This window comes from Streptomyces sp. NPDC001515 (assembly GCF_053597115.1).
This window is the reverse complement of record NZ_JBSFHN010000001.1, coordinates 453,331-468,522: the sequence shown is the minus strand read 5'-3', so window position 1 is coordinate 468,522 and position 15,192 is coordinate 453,331. Positions and strand designations below refer to the sequence as shown.

Sequence of the window (15,192 nt, the reverse complement as noted above, 5' to 3'; positions counted from 1 at the left end):
GGGGAGCGAGGGCTGACATGGATTTCACACCGAGCGAGGAGCAGACCGAGGCGCAGGGGCTCGCGGCCCGGATCCTCGGTGATCTGTCGACGCACGACCGGCTCGTCGCGGCCGGCACAGGTACGGACGCCGGGCTGTGGAAGGAGCTCTGCGCGGCCGGACTGCCCGCCGCCGTCGAGGAGACCGGACTCCTCGGCCTGGTGCTGATGCTGGAGGAACAGGGCCGGACCACCGCCCAGGTGCCGCTGGCGTCGAGCGGGGTGTACGGGCTGCTCGCCGTCGCCCGGCACGGTACGGAGGAACAGCGCGACCGCCTCCTGCCGGCGTTCCGCGACGGTACGGCGGTGGCGGCGGGCGCGCTCCCCAACCGGGGCACCGTGCGCGCGGAGGGGGACGCCCGGCTGAGCGGCACCGTCGCCGTGGTGCCGTGGCTGCGGGACGCCACGCACGTCCTGGTCGCGGACGCGGACCGGGCGCTGTGGTTCGTCACGACGGCGGACCCCGGCGTGCTGATCGAACCCGTCGAGACCACCGCCCCCTGGTCGGCCGGCCGGCTCGTGCTGTCCGGGGCTCCGGCGGAACAGGTGGGGGGACCGGGGGCGTACGAGGGCGGGGCCGGCGGGCGCGCCGATGGGTCGGGGGCGTACGAGGACGGGGTCGGCGGGCGCGCCGAGGGGTCGGGGGCGTACGACGACGTCCTGGCCACCGCGCGCACGGCGTTCGCGGGGCTCCAGGTGGGCGTGTGCGCCGGGTCGTTGGCGCGTGCGATCGCGCACACCGCCGGCCGGCAGCAGTTCGGGCGCCCCCTCGACCACCGGCAGGCGGTCCTGCTCCGGGCGGCCGACGCGTACATGGACACCGAGGCGATCCGCGTCACGGCGTACGAGGCGGCCTGGCGCCGGGACGAGGGGCTGCCGTACGCGGCGCAGGCGCTGACCGCCGCGTGGTGGGCCTCCGAGGCGGGCAAGCGGGTCGTCCACGCGGGCCAGCATCTGCACGGCGGCACGGGCGCCGACCTCGACCACCCCGTGCACCGGCACTTCCTCTGGGGGCGCCAGCTCGACGCCCATCTGGGCTGCGGCAGCGAAGTGCTTCAGGAACTCGGCGAACTGCTGGTGAAGGAGGGACCGGAGTGAAGGCCGGTGACGTACTCGCCCCGCTGGAGATCGAGGTGACGCGCACCCTGATCGTGGCGGGGGCGCTCGCCTCCCGCGACTACCAGGACGTGCACCACGATGCCGAACTGGCCCGGGAGAAGGGCTCGCCGGACATCTTCATGAACATCCTGACGACGAACGGGCTGGTCGGCCGGTACGTCACCGACCACTTCGGCGCCTCGGCGGTCCTCCGCAAGGTCGCCATCCGGCTGGGCGCCCCCAACTACCCCGGCGACACCATGGTGCTCAGCGGCACGGTCACCGAGGTGGACGACGCCGGGACGACGGCCCGGGTGGCGGTCGTCGGCGTCAACGGGATCGGCCGGCACGTCACCGGAACGGTGACGGTGAGCGTGGGCGACCCGGAGGGATCGGCATGAGCGTGCGCAGGGCCGACTCTCTGGGCGGGCGGGCGGCGGTGGTCGGGATCGGGGCGACGGAGTTCTCGAAGGACTCCGGGCGCAGCGAGCTGAAACTGGCCGTCGAGGCGGTGCACGCGGCGCTCGACGACGCGGGTCTGGCGCCCGCCGACGTCGACGGGCTGGTCACCTTCACGATGGACACGAGCCCCGAGATCACCGTCGCGCAGGCGGCCGGCATCGGTGAGCTGTCGTTCTTCTCGCGCGTCCACTACGGCGGCGGCGCGGCCTGCGCCACCGTCCAGCAGGCGGCCCTCGCGGTCGCCTGCGGGGTGGCCGACGTCGTGGTCTGCTACCGCGCGTTCAACGAGCGCTCCGGGCGCCGCTTCGGCTCCGGGGTACAGCGGCGCGAGCCCACGGCCGAGGGCACGGCCCTCGGCTGGAACCTGCCCTTCGGACTGCTCACGCCCGCCTCCTGGGTGGCCATGGCGGCCCAGCGCTATCTGCACGCGTACGGGCTGACGCCGGAGGCCTTCGGCCATGTCGCGGTCACCGACCGGCGGTACGCGGCGACCAATCCGGCGGCGTACTTCCACGGGAAGCCGATCACCCTCGCCGACCACGCCGCCTCCCGCTGGATCGTCGAGCCGCTGCGGCTGCTCGACTGCTGCCAGGAGACCGACGGCGGTCAGGCGATCGTCGTCACCAGCGCCGAACGGGCACGGGACCTGCGGCAGCCGCCCGCCCTGATCGTCGCGGCGGCGCAGGGGGCGGGGCGGGCCCAGGAGCAGATGACGAGCTTCTACCGGGACGGTCTGACCGGGCTGCCGGAGATGGGCGTCGTCGCCCGGCAGTTGTGGCGGACCTCGGGGCTGGGGCCCGCCGACATCGACGTGGCGATCCTGTACGACCACTTCACCCCGTTCGTCCTCATGCAGCTGGAGGAATTCGGCTTCTGCGGGCCGGGGGAGGCCGCGGACTTCGTGGCCGCCGACGCGGTGCCGCTGAACACGCACGGAGGGCAGCTCGGAGAGGCGTATCTGCACGGGATGAACGGCATCGCGGAAGCCGTGCGACAGATCCGCGGCACCTCCGTCAACCAGATTGCCGGGGCCGCGACCTCCCTGGTCACGGCCGGTACGGGGGTGCCGACCTCGGGTCTCGTCCTGGGGCGCGTCTGACGCGTCCTGCGCGCCGGGCGGCCTGTGCGCGGGCGCGGACCGGGGCCCGGGTCCGACCCCGAGGACCCCGGAACGGCCCCTCCACCTACAGGAGGTGGAGGCGGAGGCGGCTCTACACCCTGAGGCGGACGCGGTTTCGGGACCTGGGGCCGATCCCCCGGGCCGCGTCCGCTCCTAGCGTGGAGCCATGACCACGCCAGTCTGCACGGGCGCCGCCAGGGGAGCCGCCGCCACCGCTCCGGACACGACGTCCGGGCCGGGTGCGCCGTCGCACGCCGGACGCGCCTCCCGCGCGCCGCACGCCGTGCCGCGCGCCCCGGCGGCCTCCCGCACCCCGGCCTCCCGCACCCCGGCCACCCGCGCCCAGGCCGTCTCCCACAGCCAGGCCGTCTCCCGCGCCCCGGCCACGCCCCACACTCAGGCCGCTCCCCACGCCCAGGCCACCTCGCACACCCAGGCCGTCTCTCGGGCCGCGGCCGTCTCCCGTACCCCTGCCGTCGTCTCCCGTACCCCAGCCGCCCCGCGTGCCCCGTACGTTCCGTATCCGTCGTTCACGTCCTTCGTGAAGGCGCGCGGACCGGTGCTGCTGCGGGCCGCGCGCTCGCTGACCGCCAACGCCAGCGACGCCGAGGACCTGCTGCAGACCGCGCTCACGAAGACGTACGTCGCCTGGGAGCGGATCGAGGACCACCGGGCGCTCGACGGGTATGTGCGCCGTGCCCTGCTGAACACCCGGACCTCGCAGTGGCGCAAGCGGAAGGTCGACGAGTTCGCCTGCGACGAGCTGCCCGAGCAGGAGCCGGTGCCGGGGCCGGACCCCGCCGAGCAGCAGTCGCTGCACGACGCCATGTGGCGGGCCGTGCTGAAGCTGCCCGACCGCCAGCGGGCCATGGTCGTCCTGCGGTACTACGAGGACCTGAGCGAGGCGCAGACCGCCGAGGTGCTCGGGGTCTCCATCGGCACGGTCAAGAGCGCGGTCTCCCGGGCGCTGGGCAAGCTGCGGCAGGACCCGGAGCTGACCCCGGTCCGCTGAGCGGCGCCCGGAGGGGCCGTCCGGCGTCCGCGCCCTTCCGCGCGGCCGGTCCGTTGATCACGTCGTCGCTGGTCACCATGTGTGCCGGGGGAGAGCCGCCCGGGTGTCCGGACGAGGGGAATTCGTCGGGCGAGACCGATTCGTAGGCCCGGGAGTAGTGACATACCGCTCGGTATGTGCGCAGAATCAGCGGAACCCTACTGCCGCGTAGCGCCCACCGGGAGGACGCCGTGCTCAGCACCATGCAGGACGTACCGCTGACTGTCACCCGCATCCTGAAGCACGGGATGACGATCCACGGGAAGTCGCAGGTCACGACCTGGACCGGCGAGCCCGAGCCGCAGCGCCGCAGCTTCGCCGAGATCGGCCGGCGGGCGACGCAGCTCGCCCACGCCCTGCGCGACGAACTCGGCATCGACGGCGACCAGAGGGTCGCGACCCTGATGTGGAACAACGCGGAACACGTGGAGGCGTACCTCGCCATCCCGTCCATGGGCGCGGTGCTCCACACCCTGAACCTCCGGCTCCCGGCCGAGCAGCTCGTCTGGGTGGTCAACCACGCCGACGACAAGGCCGTCATCGTCAACGGCTCCCTGCTGCCGCTCGTCGCGCCGCTGCTCCCCCAGCTGACCTCGTTGGAGCACCTGGTCGTGGCGGGTCCCGGCGACCGCTCCGTCCTGAACGGCGCGCCGCTGCGGGTGCACGAGTACGAGGAACTGATCGCCGGCCGGCCCACCGAGTTCGACTGGCCCGAGCTGGACGAGCGCCGGGCCGCGGCCATGTGCTACACCTCCGGCACCACCGGCGACCCCAAGGGCGTCGTCTACTCCCACCGCTCCATCTACCTGCACTCCATGCAGGTCAACATGAGCGAGTCCATGGGCCTGACGGACAAGGACACGACCCTGGTCGTCGTCCCGCAGTTCCACGTGAACGCGTGGGGTCTGCCGCACGCCACGTTCATGTCCGGCGTCAACATGCTCATGCCGGACCGTTTCCTCCAGCCCGCCCCGCTCGCCGACATGATCGAGAGCGAGCGCCCCACCCACGCCGCGGCCGTCCCGACGATCTGGCAGGGGCTGCTCGCCGAGGTCACCGCCCGCCCCCGCGACCTCACCTCGATGGCCAACGTCACCATCGGCGGCGCGGCCTGTCCGCCCTCGCTCATGGAGGCGTACGACAAGCTGGGCGTCCGCCTCTGCCACGCCTGGGGCATGACGGAGACGTCCCCGCTGGGCACGATGGCCAACCCGCCGGCCGGTCTGAGCGCGGAGGAGGAGTGGCCGTACCGCATCACGCAGGGCCGCTTCCCGGCCGGTGTCGAGGCGCGGCTGGTCGGTCCGGGGGGCGAGCACCTGCCGTGGGACGGCGAGTCGGCCGGTGAGCTGGAGGTGCGCGGCCCCTGGATCGCGGGTGCCTACTACGGCGGGGCCGACGGCGAGGCGCTGCGCCCCGAGGACAAGTTCAGCGAGGACGGCTGGCTGAAGACCGGTGACGTCGGCGTCATCAGCGCGGACGGCTTCCTCACCCTGACCGACCGGGCCAAGGACGTCATCAAGTCCGGCGGCGAATGGATCTCCAGCGTCGAGCTGGAGAACGCCCTGATGGCGCACCCGGACGTGGCCGAGGCCGCCGTCGTCGCCGTTCCGGACGAGAAGTGGGGCGAGCGCCCGCTGGCCACCGTCGTGCTCAAGGACGGCGCGAGCGCCGACTACGAGGCGCTGAAGGCGTTCCTCGCCGAGTCCGGCATCGCCAAGTGGCAGCTTCCCGAGCGCTGGTCGGTCATCCCCTCCGTCCCCAAGACGAGCGTCGGCAAGTTCGACAAGAAGGTGATCCGCAAGCAGTACGCGGCGGGCGAGCTGGACGTCACCCAGCTCTGAGCCACGGCGCGTACGCGCGTCCGTACGCGGACGCGCCTACGTACGCGGACGACGAGGGCGGTACGGGAACTCCCGTACCGCCCTCGTGCGTTGCGGCAGCCCCGCACGGGGCGCCGGTCCGTTCGTGCCGGTCCGTCGGCCGTTCGTTCGTGCCGAGCTGCTGGTTGGTCTGTGTCGGTCCGTGTCGATCCGCTGGTCGGTCCGTGTCGATCCGCTGGTCGGTCTGTGTCGATCCGCCGGTCAGTTCGTGCCGATCTTCGCGAGCAGATCGACGATGCGGGACTGCACCTCGTCGCTCGTCGAGCGTTCCGCGAGGAAGAGGACGGACTCGCCGGAACCCAGCCCGGCCAGTTCGGCCTGGTTCATGTCGGCCGAGGTGTAGACGACCAGCGGGGTGCGGTTGAGCCGGCCGTTGGCGCGCAGCCAGTCCACGATTCCGGCCCGGCGGCGGCGCACCTGCATGAGGTCCATCACCACCAGGTTCGGCCGCATCCGGGTGGCGAGCGAGACCGCCTCGCTGTCCGTCGCCGCGCAGGCGACCTGCATGCCCCGGCGTTCCAGGGTCTGCGTCAGGGCGAGCGCGATGTCCGCGTGCTCCTCGATCAGCAGGACGCGGGGCGGGTGCTGCTCGCTGTCGCGCGGGGCGAGGGCCTTGAGGAGGACGGCGGGGTCGGCGCCGTACGCCGCGTCCCGCGACGCCTGGCCGAGACCGGCCGTCACCAGGACGGGCACCTCGGCGGCCACCGCGGCCTGGCGCAGCGACTGGAGCGCCTTGCGGGTGATGGGGCCGGTCAGCGGGTCCACGAAGAGCGCGGCCGGGAACGCCGCGATCTGGGCGTCCACCTCCTCGCGGGAGTGGACGATCACCGGCCGGTAGCCCCGGTCGCTCAGTGCCTGCTGGGTGGAGACGTCGGGCGCGGGCCAGACGAGCAGCCGGCGCGGGTTGTCGAGCGGCTCCGGGGGCAGTTCGTCGTCCACGGGCTGCGGCAGCGGCCGGTTGGCGACCTCGACGGCGCCACCGGGGCCGTCCAGCGGCTCGGGGCCCTCGGCGGCACCCTCGTCGGGCGCACCGATCGCGTACGCGCGCCCCTCGGGCGAGGACGTGGCGAGCAACTGGCCGGAACCGGGTCCGTGGACCGTGCCACCGGCGGCCCCGGGGGCGCCCGGCTGCGGGGCGGGCGGTGCGGGCGGTGCCGACGGGGTGGGCGGGGCAGGGGTGGCCGCCGGGGGCAGCGCGACCCGGTCGCCCTCGGGCGGTGCGGCGAGCTTGCGGCGCCGCCCGGCCCCTCCGGCGCTGCCGCCGCCGAGCGTGTGGTTCTGCTGGTGCCCGATGTGCTGGGCGAACGGGACGCCCTGGCCCAGGGTGCGCACGCTGAACGCCCGCCCCTGCGTCGAGTCGGACGACCCGGGCATCGGGGCCTCGGCGGGCAGCGGCTGCCGTCGCGGGTCCGGCCCCGGTGCGAGCCGGCGCACGCGGGGCGCGCCGGGCCCCGCGGTCCCTGCCGTCCCTGTGGTCTCGGTGGTCGCGGCGGTCTCGGCCGGAGTGCCCGCGGATGTCGTGCCGGTGGTGTGCGTGGTCGGGCCGGTTACGGGCGGCACCGGTCCGTTCCCGGGCCCGTCCGCCGCGCCCGGGGCGTCGTCCGCGTCCCACCCGCCGGGCCCGGTGACCGGGAGCGGCCGACCGACTCCGTCGAGGCCACCGTAGACGTCGCCCTCGGTGTCACCGTCGCCATCGCTGGTGAAGTCTTCGGTGAAGTCTTCGGTGAAGTCGCTGGTGCGGTCGTCCGTGAGGTCGTCGGTGAAGAGGCCGTCCTGCCGTCCCGGCGCGGGCAGCGCGAACGGGGCGTCCTGGTGGGGCGCCTCGGCGGCGCGCGCACGGCGCCGCCCGGTTCCGGTCGGGAGCGGATGGGCCTGCGGCGGGGTGTGGTCCAGATCCGGCGCACCGGTCACCGCGTCGTGGCGGCCGGCCGGCGAGGCGTCCGCCCCGGCGGCGTCCGGCGTCCGGTCCGCGTCCGCCGGCGGCAGCGCGAACGGGACCCGGGGCCCCGCCTCCGCCTGCGCGGCCCGGTCCTGAGCTGCCGCGAGCGCCCGCCGGGCCCGCCGCCCGGTCGGCTGCGGCGCGGACGGCGCGTGCGCCGCGTTCCCCGGAGCGGAGGTGTCCCCGAGCGCCGGGGCGTGAGCCGGGGATGCCCCGTCCTGCCGGGGCGCCTGCGAGGGCGCCGGAGCACGCATCGGCCGGCCGGGGGCTCCGGTGAGCCCCTGGGGTCCCACGGGCTGCGGCCCCGTGGGCGCGTGCGAGGCGGCGGGCAGCGCCAGCTGGCCCTCCATCCCCCGGTGCGCCCCTGCGGAGACCGGCACCGGAGCCTCGGCGGACGCGCCCTGCTGCGGCACCACCGGACCCAGCTCGGGCACCGCGTGCGCCGGGGCGCCGCCCTGTCCGAGGCCGGGCACCGCGTGCGCCGGGACGCCCTGACCGATGTCGGGCACGCCGTGGTCGGAGGCGCCCTGGGAAGGGGCGCTCTGGGAGGGGGAGTTGTGGCCGGCGGGGGTGTGGTGGGCGGCCGGGGCACGGTGCGCCGGCGCGTTGGGGACGGCCGGGCCGCCCGGGAAGGGGGTGTGCCGGCCGGGAGTGCCATCAGGCGGGACGTCCTGGCCGGGCAGGCCCTGCGCGGGAGTGTTCTGGGCGGTCGCCCCGTGCGGGGGCACGTGGTCGCCGGTCGGGCCTTGCGGGGGCGTGCCCTGGCCGGGGACGCCCTGCCCCGGCGTGCCCTGGCCGGTGACGCCGTGCGGAGGGACCGCGGGGCCGAGCTGCGGGCGGCCGGCGGCGGCACCGGCGGTCCGGGGTGTCGGTTCCCCCTCGCCGCTCTCCGAGGAGGAAGGCAGGGCGGCGGGCAGCGCGAGGGCCTGGCCCTGGGCGGGCGCGCCCACGGGCTGTTCACCCGTCTCCGCCGGGCTGGGCCGGCCACGCCGACGACCGGAGCCCCGGTTCGGCCCCTGGCCCTGACCAGCTCCCTGACCCTGCCCCTGGCCCGGTCCCTGCTGGGCCGGGATGAGTTCGTGCGGTGCCGGGAGGGTCTGCGGCCCTGTGTCGGAGGGACGGCCCCCGTCGGGACCGACGGCGGCAACCGCACCGGCAGCATCGGTTCCGGGTACGCCCTCGTTCGTGTCTCCGTCGGCTGCCGCACGGCGCGCGCGCCGGCGCCCGGTGGGCTCGGCCGCGCCCGGCTCGCCCGTACCGTCGGAACCGCCCAGGGGGCTGTCCAGGAAGGCGTCGGTGGAGGACCGGCGTGCGCGGCGGCGCCCCCGACCGGGCTCGGGCGCGGGGGTCTCGTCGGGTGCGCCGGGTGCGCCGGGGTGCGCCCCGGCGTCGGGGGTCTGCGGGAGGACGGGCTGCTCGGCGGGAACGGGCGGCGGGACCGTGCCCGTGCCGGCGCCGAGCGGTACTTCGAGGACGTACGCGCTGCCGCTCATCCCCGGCATCTCGTGCGTCTGGAGCACACCGCCGTGCGCCCGCACGATGCCGCTCACGATCGGGACGTGCACGGGGTCGCCGCCCGGGAACGGGCCGCGTACCTCGATGCGGACGACGTCACCGCGCTGCGCGGCGGCGACGACGATGGTCATGTCCACGTAGCCGCCGCCCGGGAGGAGCCGGGTCTTGCCGGTCGAGTCGACGCCGGCGACATCCGCGACGAGGTGCGCGAGCGCGGTCACCAGCCGGGCCGGGTCGACCTCGGCCTCGATCGGCGGCGCGTGCACGGCGAACTGGGCCCGGCCGGGCCCGATCAGCTCGACGGCGGCGTCGATGCCGGCTGTCACGACGCCGTCGAGCAGCACGTTCGTCTTGACGAGGGTTTCGGTGCCGCTGTCCAGGCGCTGGTAGCCGAGGACGTTGTCGATGAGGGTCGTCATCCGGGCGTAGCCGGCGGCGAGGTGGTGCAGGATCTGGTTGGCCTCGGGCCAGAGCTGGCCGGCCGGGTCGGCGGCGAGCGTGGACAGCTCGCCGCGCAGCTCCTCCAGCGGGCCGCGCAGCGATTCGCCGAGGACGGCGGTGAGCTGGGCGTGGCGGGCGGTCAGGTCCGTCAGCCGCTCGGTCAGCTCCTCGCGCTCGGCGGAGTGGCGCTCGGTGCGGTCGGCGAGTTCGGTGGTGTGCGCCTCGGTCAGGGAGGCGATCTCGGCGGCGTGCGCCTCCGTGAGCTCGGTGATCTCCGCAGTGTGGCCGGCGGTCAGCTCGGCGACCTCGGCCGTGTGACGCGCGTCGAGTTCTTCGTACGGCCGCCGGTCGGTGAACGTCATGACGGCGCCGACGAGCTGGTCGCCGTCGCGGACGGGCGCGGTGGTGAGGTCGACGGGCACCTGCGTGCCGCTCTTGGACCACAGGACCTGCCCGCGCACCCGGTGCTTGCGCCCGGACCGGAGCGTGTCGGCGAGCGGCGACTCCTCGTACGGGAAGGGCTCGCCCTCCGCACGCGAGTGCAGGATCAGCGGGTGCAGCTCCTGGCCGCCGAGGTCGCTGGCGCGGAAGCCGAGGATCTGCGCGGCGGCGGGATTGACCAGGACGACCCGGCCGTCCGTGTCCGTACCGACGACGCCCTCGGCCGCGGCCCGCAGGATCATCTCGGTCTGTCGCTGCGAGCGGGCCAGCTCGGCCTCGGTGTCGACGGTGCCGGAGAGGTCGCGTACGACCAGCATCAGCAGCTCGTCACCGGTGTAGCTGCCGCCGCCCCCGTACGGGCCCTGGGCACCCTGGACGTCGTTGTACGCCGCCTGCCCGTCCTCCAGGCTGGCGCTCGTCACCTCGACCGGGTACTCGTGGCCGTCGGTGCGCCGCGCCGTCATCCGCGTGGGCTTCGTACGGCCCCGCTCGTCCGCCGCGTCGGGCCGCCGCATGGACCCGGGGATCAGCTTGGAGTCGAACTCCGGCAGCAGGTCGAGCAGGCCGCGCCCGACGAGGGCGGTGCCCGGCGTCTCGAACATTTCGAGGGCGATGGTGTTGGCGTTGACGACCGTGCCGTTGCAGTTGACGAGCAGCAGCCCGTCGGGGAGTGCATCGAGTATGGCGGCGAGGCGAGCAGCGCCTCGGGATGGCCTGCTGCTCACGACGACGCTTCCTCCCTGATTACTGCACCTTGCGGACAGCGGGCCCCATCTTGCCCCTCGGGCCGCACACTGTCACTGGAGGAGTCTAAAGGCAGGGGAGGCGCAAGAGGCGGCGGATGAGGGGGAGCTCTCACCAAGGTTCTGTGCGTACGGTGTACGGCCCGGCCCCCGCCACCCCCGCCCGGCCGCCCCGCAACGGGCTCCGCCGCAGCTCAGCGCACGTTCGGCAGCACCGGCCGCAGGGCGTTCCAGCGCCCCATCTCGCACCCGTTCGTCCGGTCGAACGCGGAGTCGACGCTTCGCCCCCGCCACGTACCGGTGACCCGCGCGGTGGCGGATCCGCCGTACTGCTGGGTGCACATCGCCCCCTTCGGCACGGGCGCGAACGGGTCGGCGCCCTCCTCCGCCAGCTGCCCCAGCCGCTCGCAGGCCTGCCGCGCCACCGGATGGCTGCCGCCGGCCGGCTCGCACTCCAGCTCGTACCGGCCGTCGGCCGCCGGGTCCCCCGACCCCGACACGACCACCGTCAACCGCGTGCCCCCGTCGTCCCCCCGCAGAACGGGCAGCGACAGCGGCAACGGCAGCGGACCGGTCGCCGCGACCGCCCCGGGCGCGGCGGCCGACAGCGCGGCCAGCGACACGACGGCGGTGAGAGCGAGACGACGCATCATTGCGGGCTCCTGTGATCGGGCGCGCCCCCGGCACTCCCGGCGGCACGGAACGACGGGGGCGGACGCCCCGCCCCTCCTAACGCTCCGCACGCCCCGGCGTTGCGCACCCCGGGCGCTTTGCCCTCGCGGCCGACTGCCTAGTACCGTAGGCGTCGATTGGTGACGCAACACTCAGCTGTGTCATCATCTGCACGCACCACCCGCGCTCGCGTGGGTGTGCTGGAGGCGTCGCCTAGTCCGGTCTATGGCGCCGCACTGCTAATGCGGTTTGGGTCTTAAAGCCCATCGAGGGTTCAAATCCCTCCGCCTCCGCCCCACCACCGAAGCCCCGAGCCCACCCGGCCGGGGCTTCGGTCGTTCCCTGGCCGTCCCCCGGGTCCGCCGGGTGGGCGCGCCCGGGTGTCTGCCCAGCTCAGGCCGGGTGTGGGTAATGGATTTCGCGTCCCGGCGCAGGTCATGTAATGTTGTTCTCGCAACGCCGACGGGGCAGAAAAGCCCAAGAAGCACAAGCACTCGTAGCTTAACGGATAGAGCATCTGACTACGGATCAGAAGGTTGCAGGTTCGAATCCTGCCGAGTGCACAGCAGGCCAGAGGCCCCCGGGAGAAATCCCGGGGGCCTCTCGCGTTGCCCGTACAGCAGCGAAGTACAGCAACCGCGTCAGCCCGTACCGCCCATGGCGTCGGACAGCTTGCCGATCGTTGGGCGCCTCGCGCCGCGTCGGCAAGGAGTGAGCGGATGACTTTCCTGACGTGGCATGGGGGTTCTCTGCCGGGCGACGGGCCGAGTGCCAACGTGGGGCGGAGGGGGTCAGGTGTGGGCGCGCGGCGTCGTCGTGGGGGTCGGGGTCGGGGACAGCAGGCGGGGGCGGGGGTGGTCGGTCCGCTGATCGAAGTGCCGGTACTCATCGGTCTCGTCCACGTCGCCCTGTACGCGCGCCGCTACTTCGCGCCCCCGGCCGCCCCCGTACGCCAGGAGGAACCCACGGGTGCCTGAGGGCGCGCTGCCTCTGTACACGTTGCGTGCGTTCGTTGATCGTTGACGATCGTGACTCAGACGACGAGCGAGAACGCGTGGCCCGGGAAGATCAGTGCCCTCACCCTCTTCACGGAGGATCTGGACGCGACGAAGCGGTTCTACCGTGAGGTGTTCGGCCTGCCGGTGACGTACGACAACGACAACTCGGCCGTGTTCGACTTCGGGAACACGATCGTCAATCTGCTGCGGGCCGACGCGGCGCACGACCTGATCGCGCCGGCGCGGGTGGCCGACCCGAAGGCCGGCGCGCGGGTGCAGCTGACGTTGCCCGTGGACGACGTGGACAAGATGTGCGAGGAACTGGTGGCGCGGGGGGTGACGTTGCTGAACGGCCCGATGGACCGGCCCTGGGGGATTCGGACGGCGAGCTTCGCTGATCCGGGAGGTCACGTGTGGGAGATCGCGCAGTGAGCACGGACGTGCTCAGGTCAGGCCGCCCGTCGCCCTGAGGTTCTGGCCGGTGATCCAGCGGCCTTCATGGCTGACGAGGAAGGCGACGGCGTCGGCGATGTCGGAGGGTTCGCCGAGACGGCCCAGGGGGGTCATGCCGACCACGGCCTGGAGGGCCTCCGCGGGGTTGGTGCCGCGGAGGAGGTCGGTGTCGGTCGCGCCGGGGGAGACGGTGTTGACCGTGATGCCCCGGGGGCCGAGCTCGCGGGCGGCGACGGCGGTGAGCTGTTCGAGGGCCCCCTTGCTCGCGGCGTAGGGGGTGATGCCGGGGGCGGCCCGGAGGGTGTTCAGGGTGGAGATGTTCACGATCCGGCCGCCGTCGCGCAGGTGTCGGGCCGCGTAGCGCATGGTGAGGAAGGCGGCTCTGGCGTTGCCCGCCATGACGTGGTCGAAGACCTCCACGTCGGTCTCCGCGAGGGGGGTCGGGGTGAAGGCGACCGCCGCGTTGTTGACGAGGATGTCCAGACCGCCCAGGTGGTCGTCGGCGGTCCGCATCAGCTCTTCCGCGCCGTCCGGTTCGGAGAGGTCCGTGCGTACGGCGCGGGCCTTTCCGCCGTCGGTACGGACCGCCCTGACGACGTCGGCCGCGGCTTCCTCGTTCGCGGCGTAGGAGAAGACCACGTCCGCGCCGTCCCGGCACAGGCGCTCGACGACGGCCCGACCGATGCCCCGGGAACCACCGGTGACGACGGCCGTCATGCCTTTGAGCATGGTTCCTCCGGGAGAAGCGGCAGGGGGGGGGAAGGGGCGTCTTATGTGCCGATCGACGCGCACTGATGTGTGGTCATGGTACGGGCGGTGGGCTGCCGTTGGGAGAGGGCGGGGCTTTGCCGCAGTTCAGGTGGGGGCCGGTGTCGCCGTACGTTCCCCTCAGGGGCGACCGGTGAGCGTGGCGCTTGCGGGAGCCGGGGTGTCGTCCCGGCTCCCGCAAGCGATGTGCTCAGTGTTTCCGTTCGGGCGTCTGCCTCACTTCTTGAGGAAGTCGAGGAGGTCCTTGTTGAACTTCTCCTTGTCGCCGGGGACGAGGGCGATGCCGTGCGACCCGCCCTCGTAGACCTTGAGTTCGGCGTCCCGGACGAGTTCGGCGGTCTTGCGGCCGGTGGCGTCGATGGGGACGACCTGGTCGTCGTCGCCGTGGACGACGAGGGTGGGGACGTCGAACTTCTTGAGGTCGTCGTGGAAGTCCGTGGCCGCGAAGGCGTCGACGCAGGCGACTCCGCCCTCGATCGTCTCCTGCATGGCCATGTACCAGAAGGCGTCCTTGTTGCCCTGGGTGACCTTGTTGCCGTCCCGGTTGGCGCCGAAGAAGCCGACGGCGGTGTCCTTCCAGAACTGGGAGCGTTCGGCGAGGATGCCGCTCTTGATGCCGTCGAAGACGTTCTGGGGGACGCCTTCGGGGTTGTCCGGTCCCTGGAGCATCAGGGGCGGGATGGCGGAGAGGAGGACCGCCGAGCGGATGCGGTCGGTGCCGTGGCGGCCGATGTAGCGGGCGAGTTCGCCACCGCCCATGGAGTGGGCGACGAGGGTGACGTCGCGGAGGTCGAGGTGGGTGAGGAGGTCGTTGAGGTCGTCGGCGAAGGTGTCGAAGTCGTAGCCGTCGAAGACCGGCGTGGAGCGGCCGTGGCCCCGGCGGTCGTGGGCGATGCCCCGGTAGCCGGCGTCGGCGACGGCCTTGAGCTGGTCCTGCCAGGCGTCGCCGTTGAGCGGCCAGCCGTGGATGAAGACGACCGGGCGGCCCTGGCCCCAGTCCTTGTAGAAGATTTCGACTCCGTCGCGTGTCGTGCAAACGGGCATGACGACTTCCTTCCGAAATGTCGGGTGAATGACGCGCCTTGGTGCGCACGACTGTGCGAAAGGGGGGTGCGCGCCACCGTGCGGAAGGCGCGGGCTCTTGGGCTCTCCGCCTCGCGCCCCGCATATCGAGTGTGCGGTATATGTGACGTATAGGACAAATCGAACAGGATGGTCGGGTGCGGCGACGCGCCGGCCCGGGCCCCGCGCTACGCGCGGACGGGGGCAGCGCTACGGCGCGGACGGGGGCAGCGCGAACCGGAAGGCGCCCTGGCCGGTGCCGAGCTGCAGCCAGAGGCCGCCGGGCTGGGTGACGACCCGGAGGGCGAGCTGCGCGCAGTGCGGACAGCGGCCGGTGAGGCCGGGGTCGGGGCCGTAGACGTGCAGGGCGCCGACCGTGTGCGGGGTGCGGCAGGCCGGGCAGGTCCACCGGGCCGTGGTGGGGTCGAGGGCGAAGACCTGGGAGAGCGGTCCCGCGAGGCAGTTGCCGTCGAGGTGGAGCGGAGGGCGCTGGTTCACGATGGTGTCCCCT

The 15,192-nt window shown here is 73.7% G+C and carries 11 protein-coding genes, 2 tRNA genes and 1 pseudogene; 9 read left to right on the top strand and 5 right to left on the bottom strand.

Translation table 11 applies throughout. The features are described 5' to 3' along the window. Window positions 1-17: 17 nt before the first annotated feature. From ACWCXC_RS02100 to ACWCXC_RS02080, 5 genes are all read left to right on the top strand, one after another. Window positions 18-1,136 carry an acyl-CoA dehydrogenase family protein gene (locus tag ACWCXC_RS02100; protein ID WP_450886024.1) on the top strand — a complete coding sequence of 373 codons (1,119 nt, stop codon included), beginning with the start codon at window positions 18-20 and terminating at the stop codon, window positions 1,134-1,136. Next, entirely contained in the window at window positions 1,133-1,537 is a 405-nt protein-coding gene (locus tag ACWCXC_RS02095) for a MaoC family dehydratase (protein ID WP_450682455.1), read from the top strand. Before ACWCXC_RS02100 ends, ACWCXC_RS02095 begins: the two co-directional genes overlap by 4 nt. Beyond that, window positions 1,534-2,697 (top strand): lipid-transfer protein, encoded by a 1,164-nt coding sequence (locus ACWCXC_RS02090; protein WP_450682454.1) that lies wholly within the window; start codon window positions 1,534-1,536, stop codon window positions 2,695-2,697. Before ACWCXC_RS02095 ends, ACWCXC_RS02090 begins: the two co-directional genes overlap by 4 nt. A 562-nt stretch (window positions 2,698-3,259) precedes the next feature. Then, window positions 3,260-3,730, top strand: a complete 471-nt coding sequence (locus ACWCXC_RS02085) for a SigE family RNA polymerase sigma factor (protein ID WP_450682520.1) — start codon at window positions 3,260-3,262, stop codon at window positions 3,728-3,730. A 230-nt stretch (window positions 3,731-3,960) separates the two neighbouring features. Continuing rightward, window positions 3,961-5,610, top strand: coding sequence for a long-chain fatty acid--CoA ligase (locus tag ACWCXC_RS02080; RefSeq protein ID WP_450886021.1), 1,650 nt, complete (start codon window positions 3,961-3,963; stop codon window positions 5,608-5,610). A gap of 240 nt (window positions 5,611-5,850) precedes the next feature. Here ACWCXC_RS02080 and ACWCXC_RS02075 read toward each other — a convergent pair whose 3' ends face one another. Beyond that, window positions 5,851-10,710 (bottom strand): PAS domain-containing protein, encoded by a 4,860-nt coding sequence (locus ACWCXC_RS02075; protein WP_450886019.1) that lies wholly within the window; start codon window positions 10,708-10,710, stop codon window positions 5,851-5,853. A 212-nt stretch (window positions 10,711-10,922) separates the two neighbouring features. Then, window positions 10,923-11,381, bottom strand: a complete 459-nt coding sequence (locus ACWCXC_RS02070) for an SSI family serine proteinase inhibitor (RefSeq protein ID WP_450682451.1) — start codon at window positions 11,379-11,381, stop codon at window positions 10,923-10,925. A 221-nt stretch (window positions 11,382-11,602) separates the two neighbouring features. Here ACWCXC_RS02070 and ACWCXC_RS02065 point away from each other — a divergent pair. The 4 genes and pseudogenes from ACWCXC_RS02065 to ACWCXC_RS02050 all read left to right on the top strand — a co-directional run bounded on the left by ACWCXC_RS02065 (window position 11,603) and on the right by ACWCXC_RS02050 (window position 12,830). After that, window positions 11,603-11,693 (top strand) — tRNA-Ser (locus ACWCXC_RS02065). Between the two features lie 197 nt (window positions 11,694-11,890). Then, a tRNA-Arg gene (locus ACWCXC_RS02060) sits at window positions 11,891-11,963 on the top strand. 276 nt (window positions 11,964-12,239) lie between these two features. Beyond that, a pseudogene (locus ACWCXC_RS02055) lies at window positions 12,240-12,377 on the top strand (ACR3 family arsenite efflux transporter); the annotation flags it as partial. A 51-nt stretch (window positions 12,378-12,428) separates the two neighbouring features. Next, entirely contained in the window at window positions 12,429-12,830 is a 402-nt protein-coding gene (locus ACWCXC_RS02050; protein ID WP_450886017.1) for a VOC family protein, read from the top strand. Between the two features lie 12 nt (window positions 12,831-12,842). Here the strand turns inward: ACWCXC_RS02050 and ACWCXC_RS02045 are convergent, their stop codons facing one another. The 3 genes from ACWCXC_RS02045 to ACWCXC_RS02035 all read right to left on the bottom strand — a co-directional run bounded on the left by ACWCXC_RS02045 (window position 12,843) and on the right by ACWCXC_RS02035 (window position 15,179). Then, window positions 12,843-13,580, bottom strand: a complete 738-nt coding sequence (locus tag ACWCXC_RS02045) for an SDR family NAD(P)-dependent oxidoreductase (RefSeq protein WP_450886015.1) — start codon at window positions 13,578-13,580, stop codon at window positions 12,843-12,845. A gap of 255 nt (window positions 13,581-13,835) precedes the next feature. Next, complete coding sequence (locus ACWCXC_RS02040) at window positions 13,836-14,663, bottom strand: alpha/beta fold hydrolase (protein WP_450682448.1); 828 nt, start codon at window positions 14,661-14,663, stop codon at window positions 13,836-13,838. A gap of 228 nt (window positions 14,664-14,891) precedes the next feature. Continuing rightward, complete coding sequence (locus ACWCXC_RS02035; RefSeq protein ID WP_450682447.1) at window positions 14,892-15,179, bottom strand: DUF6510 family protein; 288 nt, start codon at window positions 15,177-15,179, stop codon at window positions 14,892-14,894. Between the last annotated feature and the right edge of the window lie 13 nt (window positions 15,180-15,192).

Bases quoted from the DNA above. Each gene is read 5' to 3' on its own strand.
- ACWCXC_RS02100 (WP_450886024.1), top strand. From the start codon at position 18: ATGGATTTCACACCGAGCGAGGAGCAGACCGAGGCGCAGGGGCTCGCG.
- ACWCXC_RS02090 (WP_450682454.1), top strand. From the start codon at position 1,534: ATGAGCGTGCGCAGGGCCGACTCTCTGGGCGGGCGGGCGGCGGTGGTC.
- ACWCXC_RS02070 (WP_450682451.1), bottom strand. From the start codon at position 11,381: ATGATGCGTCGTCTCGCTCTCACCGCCGTCGTGTCGCTGGCCGCGCTG.
- ACWCXC_RS02045 (WP_450886015.1), bottom strand. From the start codon at position 13,580: ATGCTCAAAGGCATGACGGCCGTCGTCACCGGTGGTTCCCGGGGCATC.
- ACWCXC_RS02040 (WP_450682448.1), bottom strand. From the start codon at position 14,663: ATGCCCGTTTGCACGACACGCGACGGAGTCGAAATCTTCTACAAGGAC.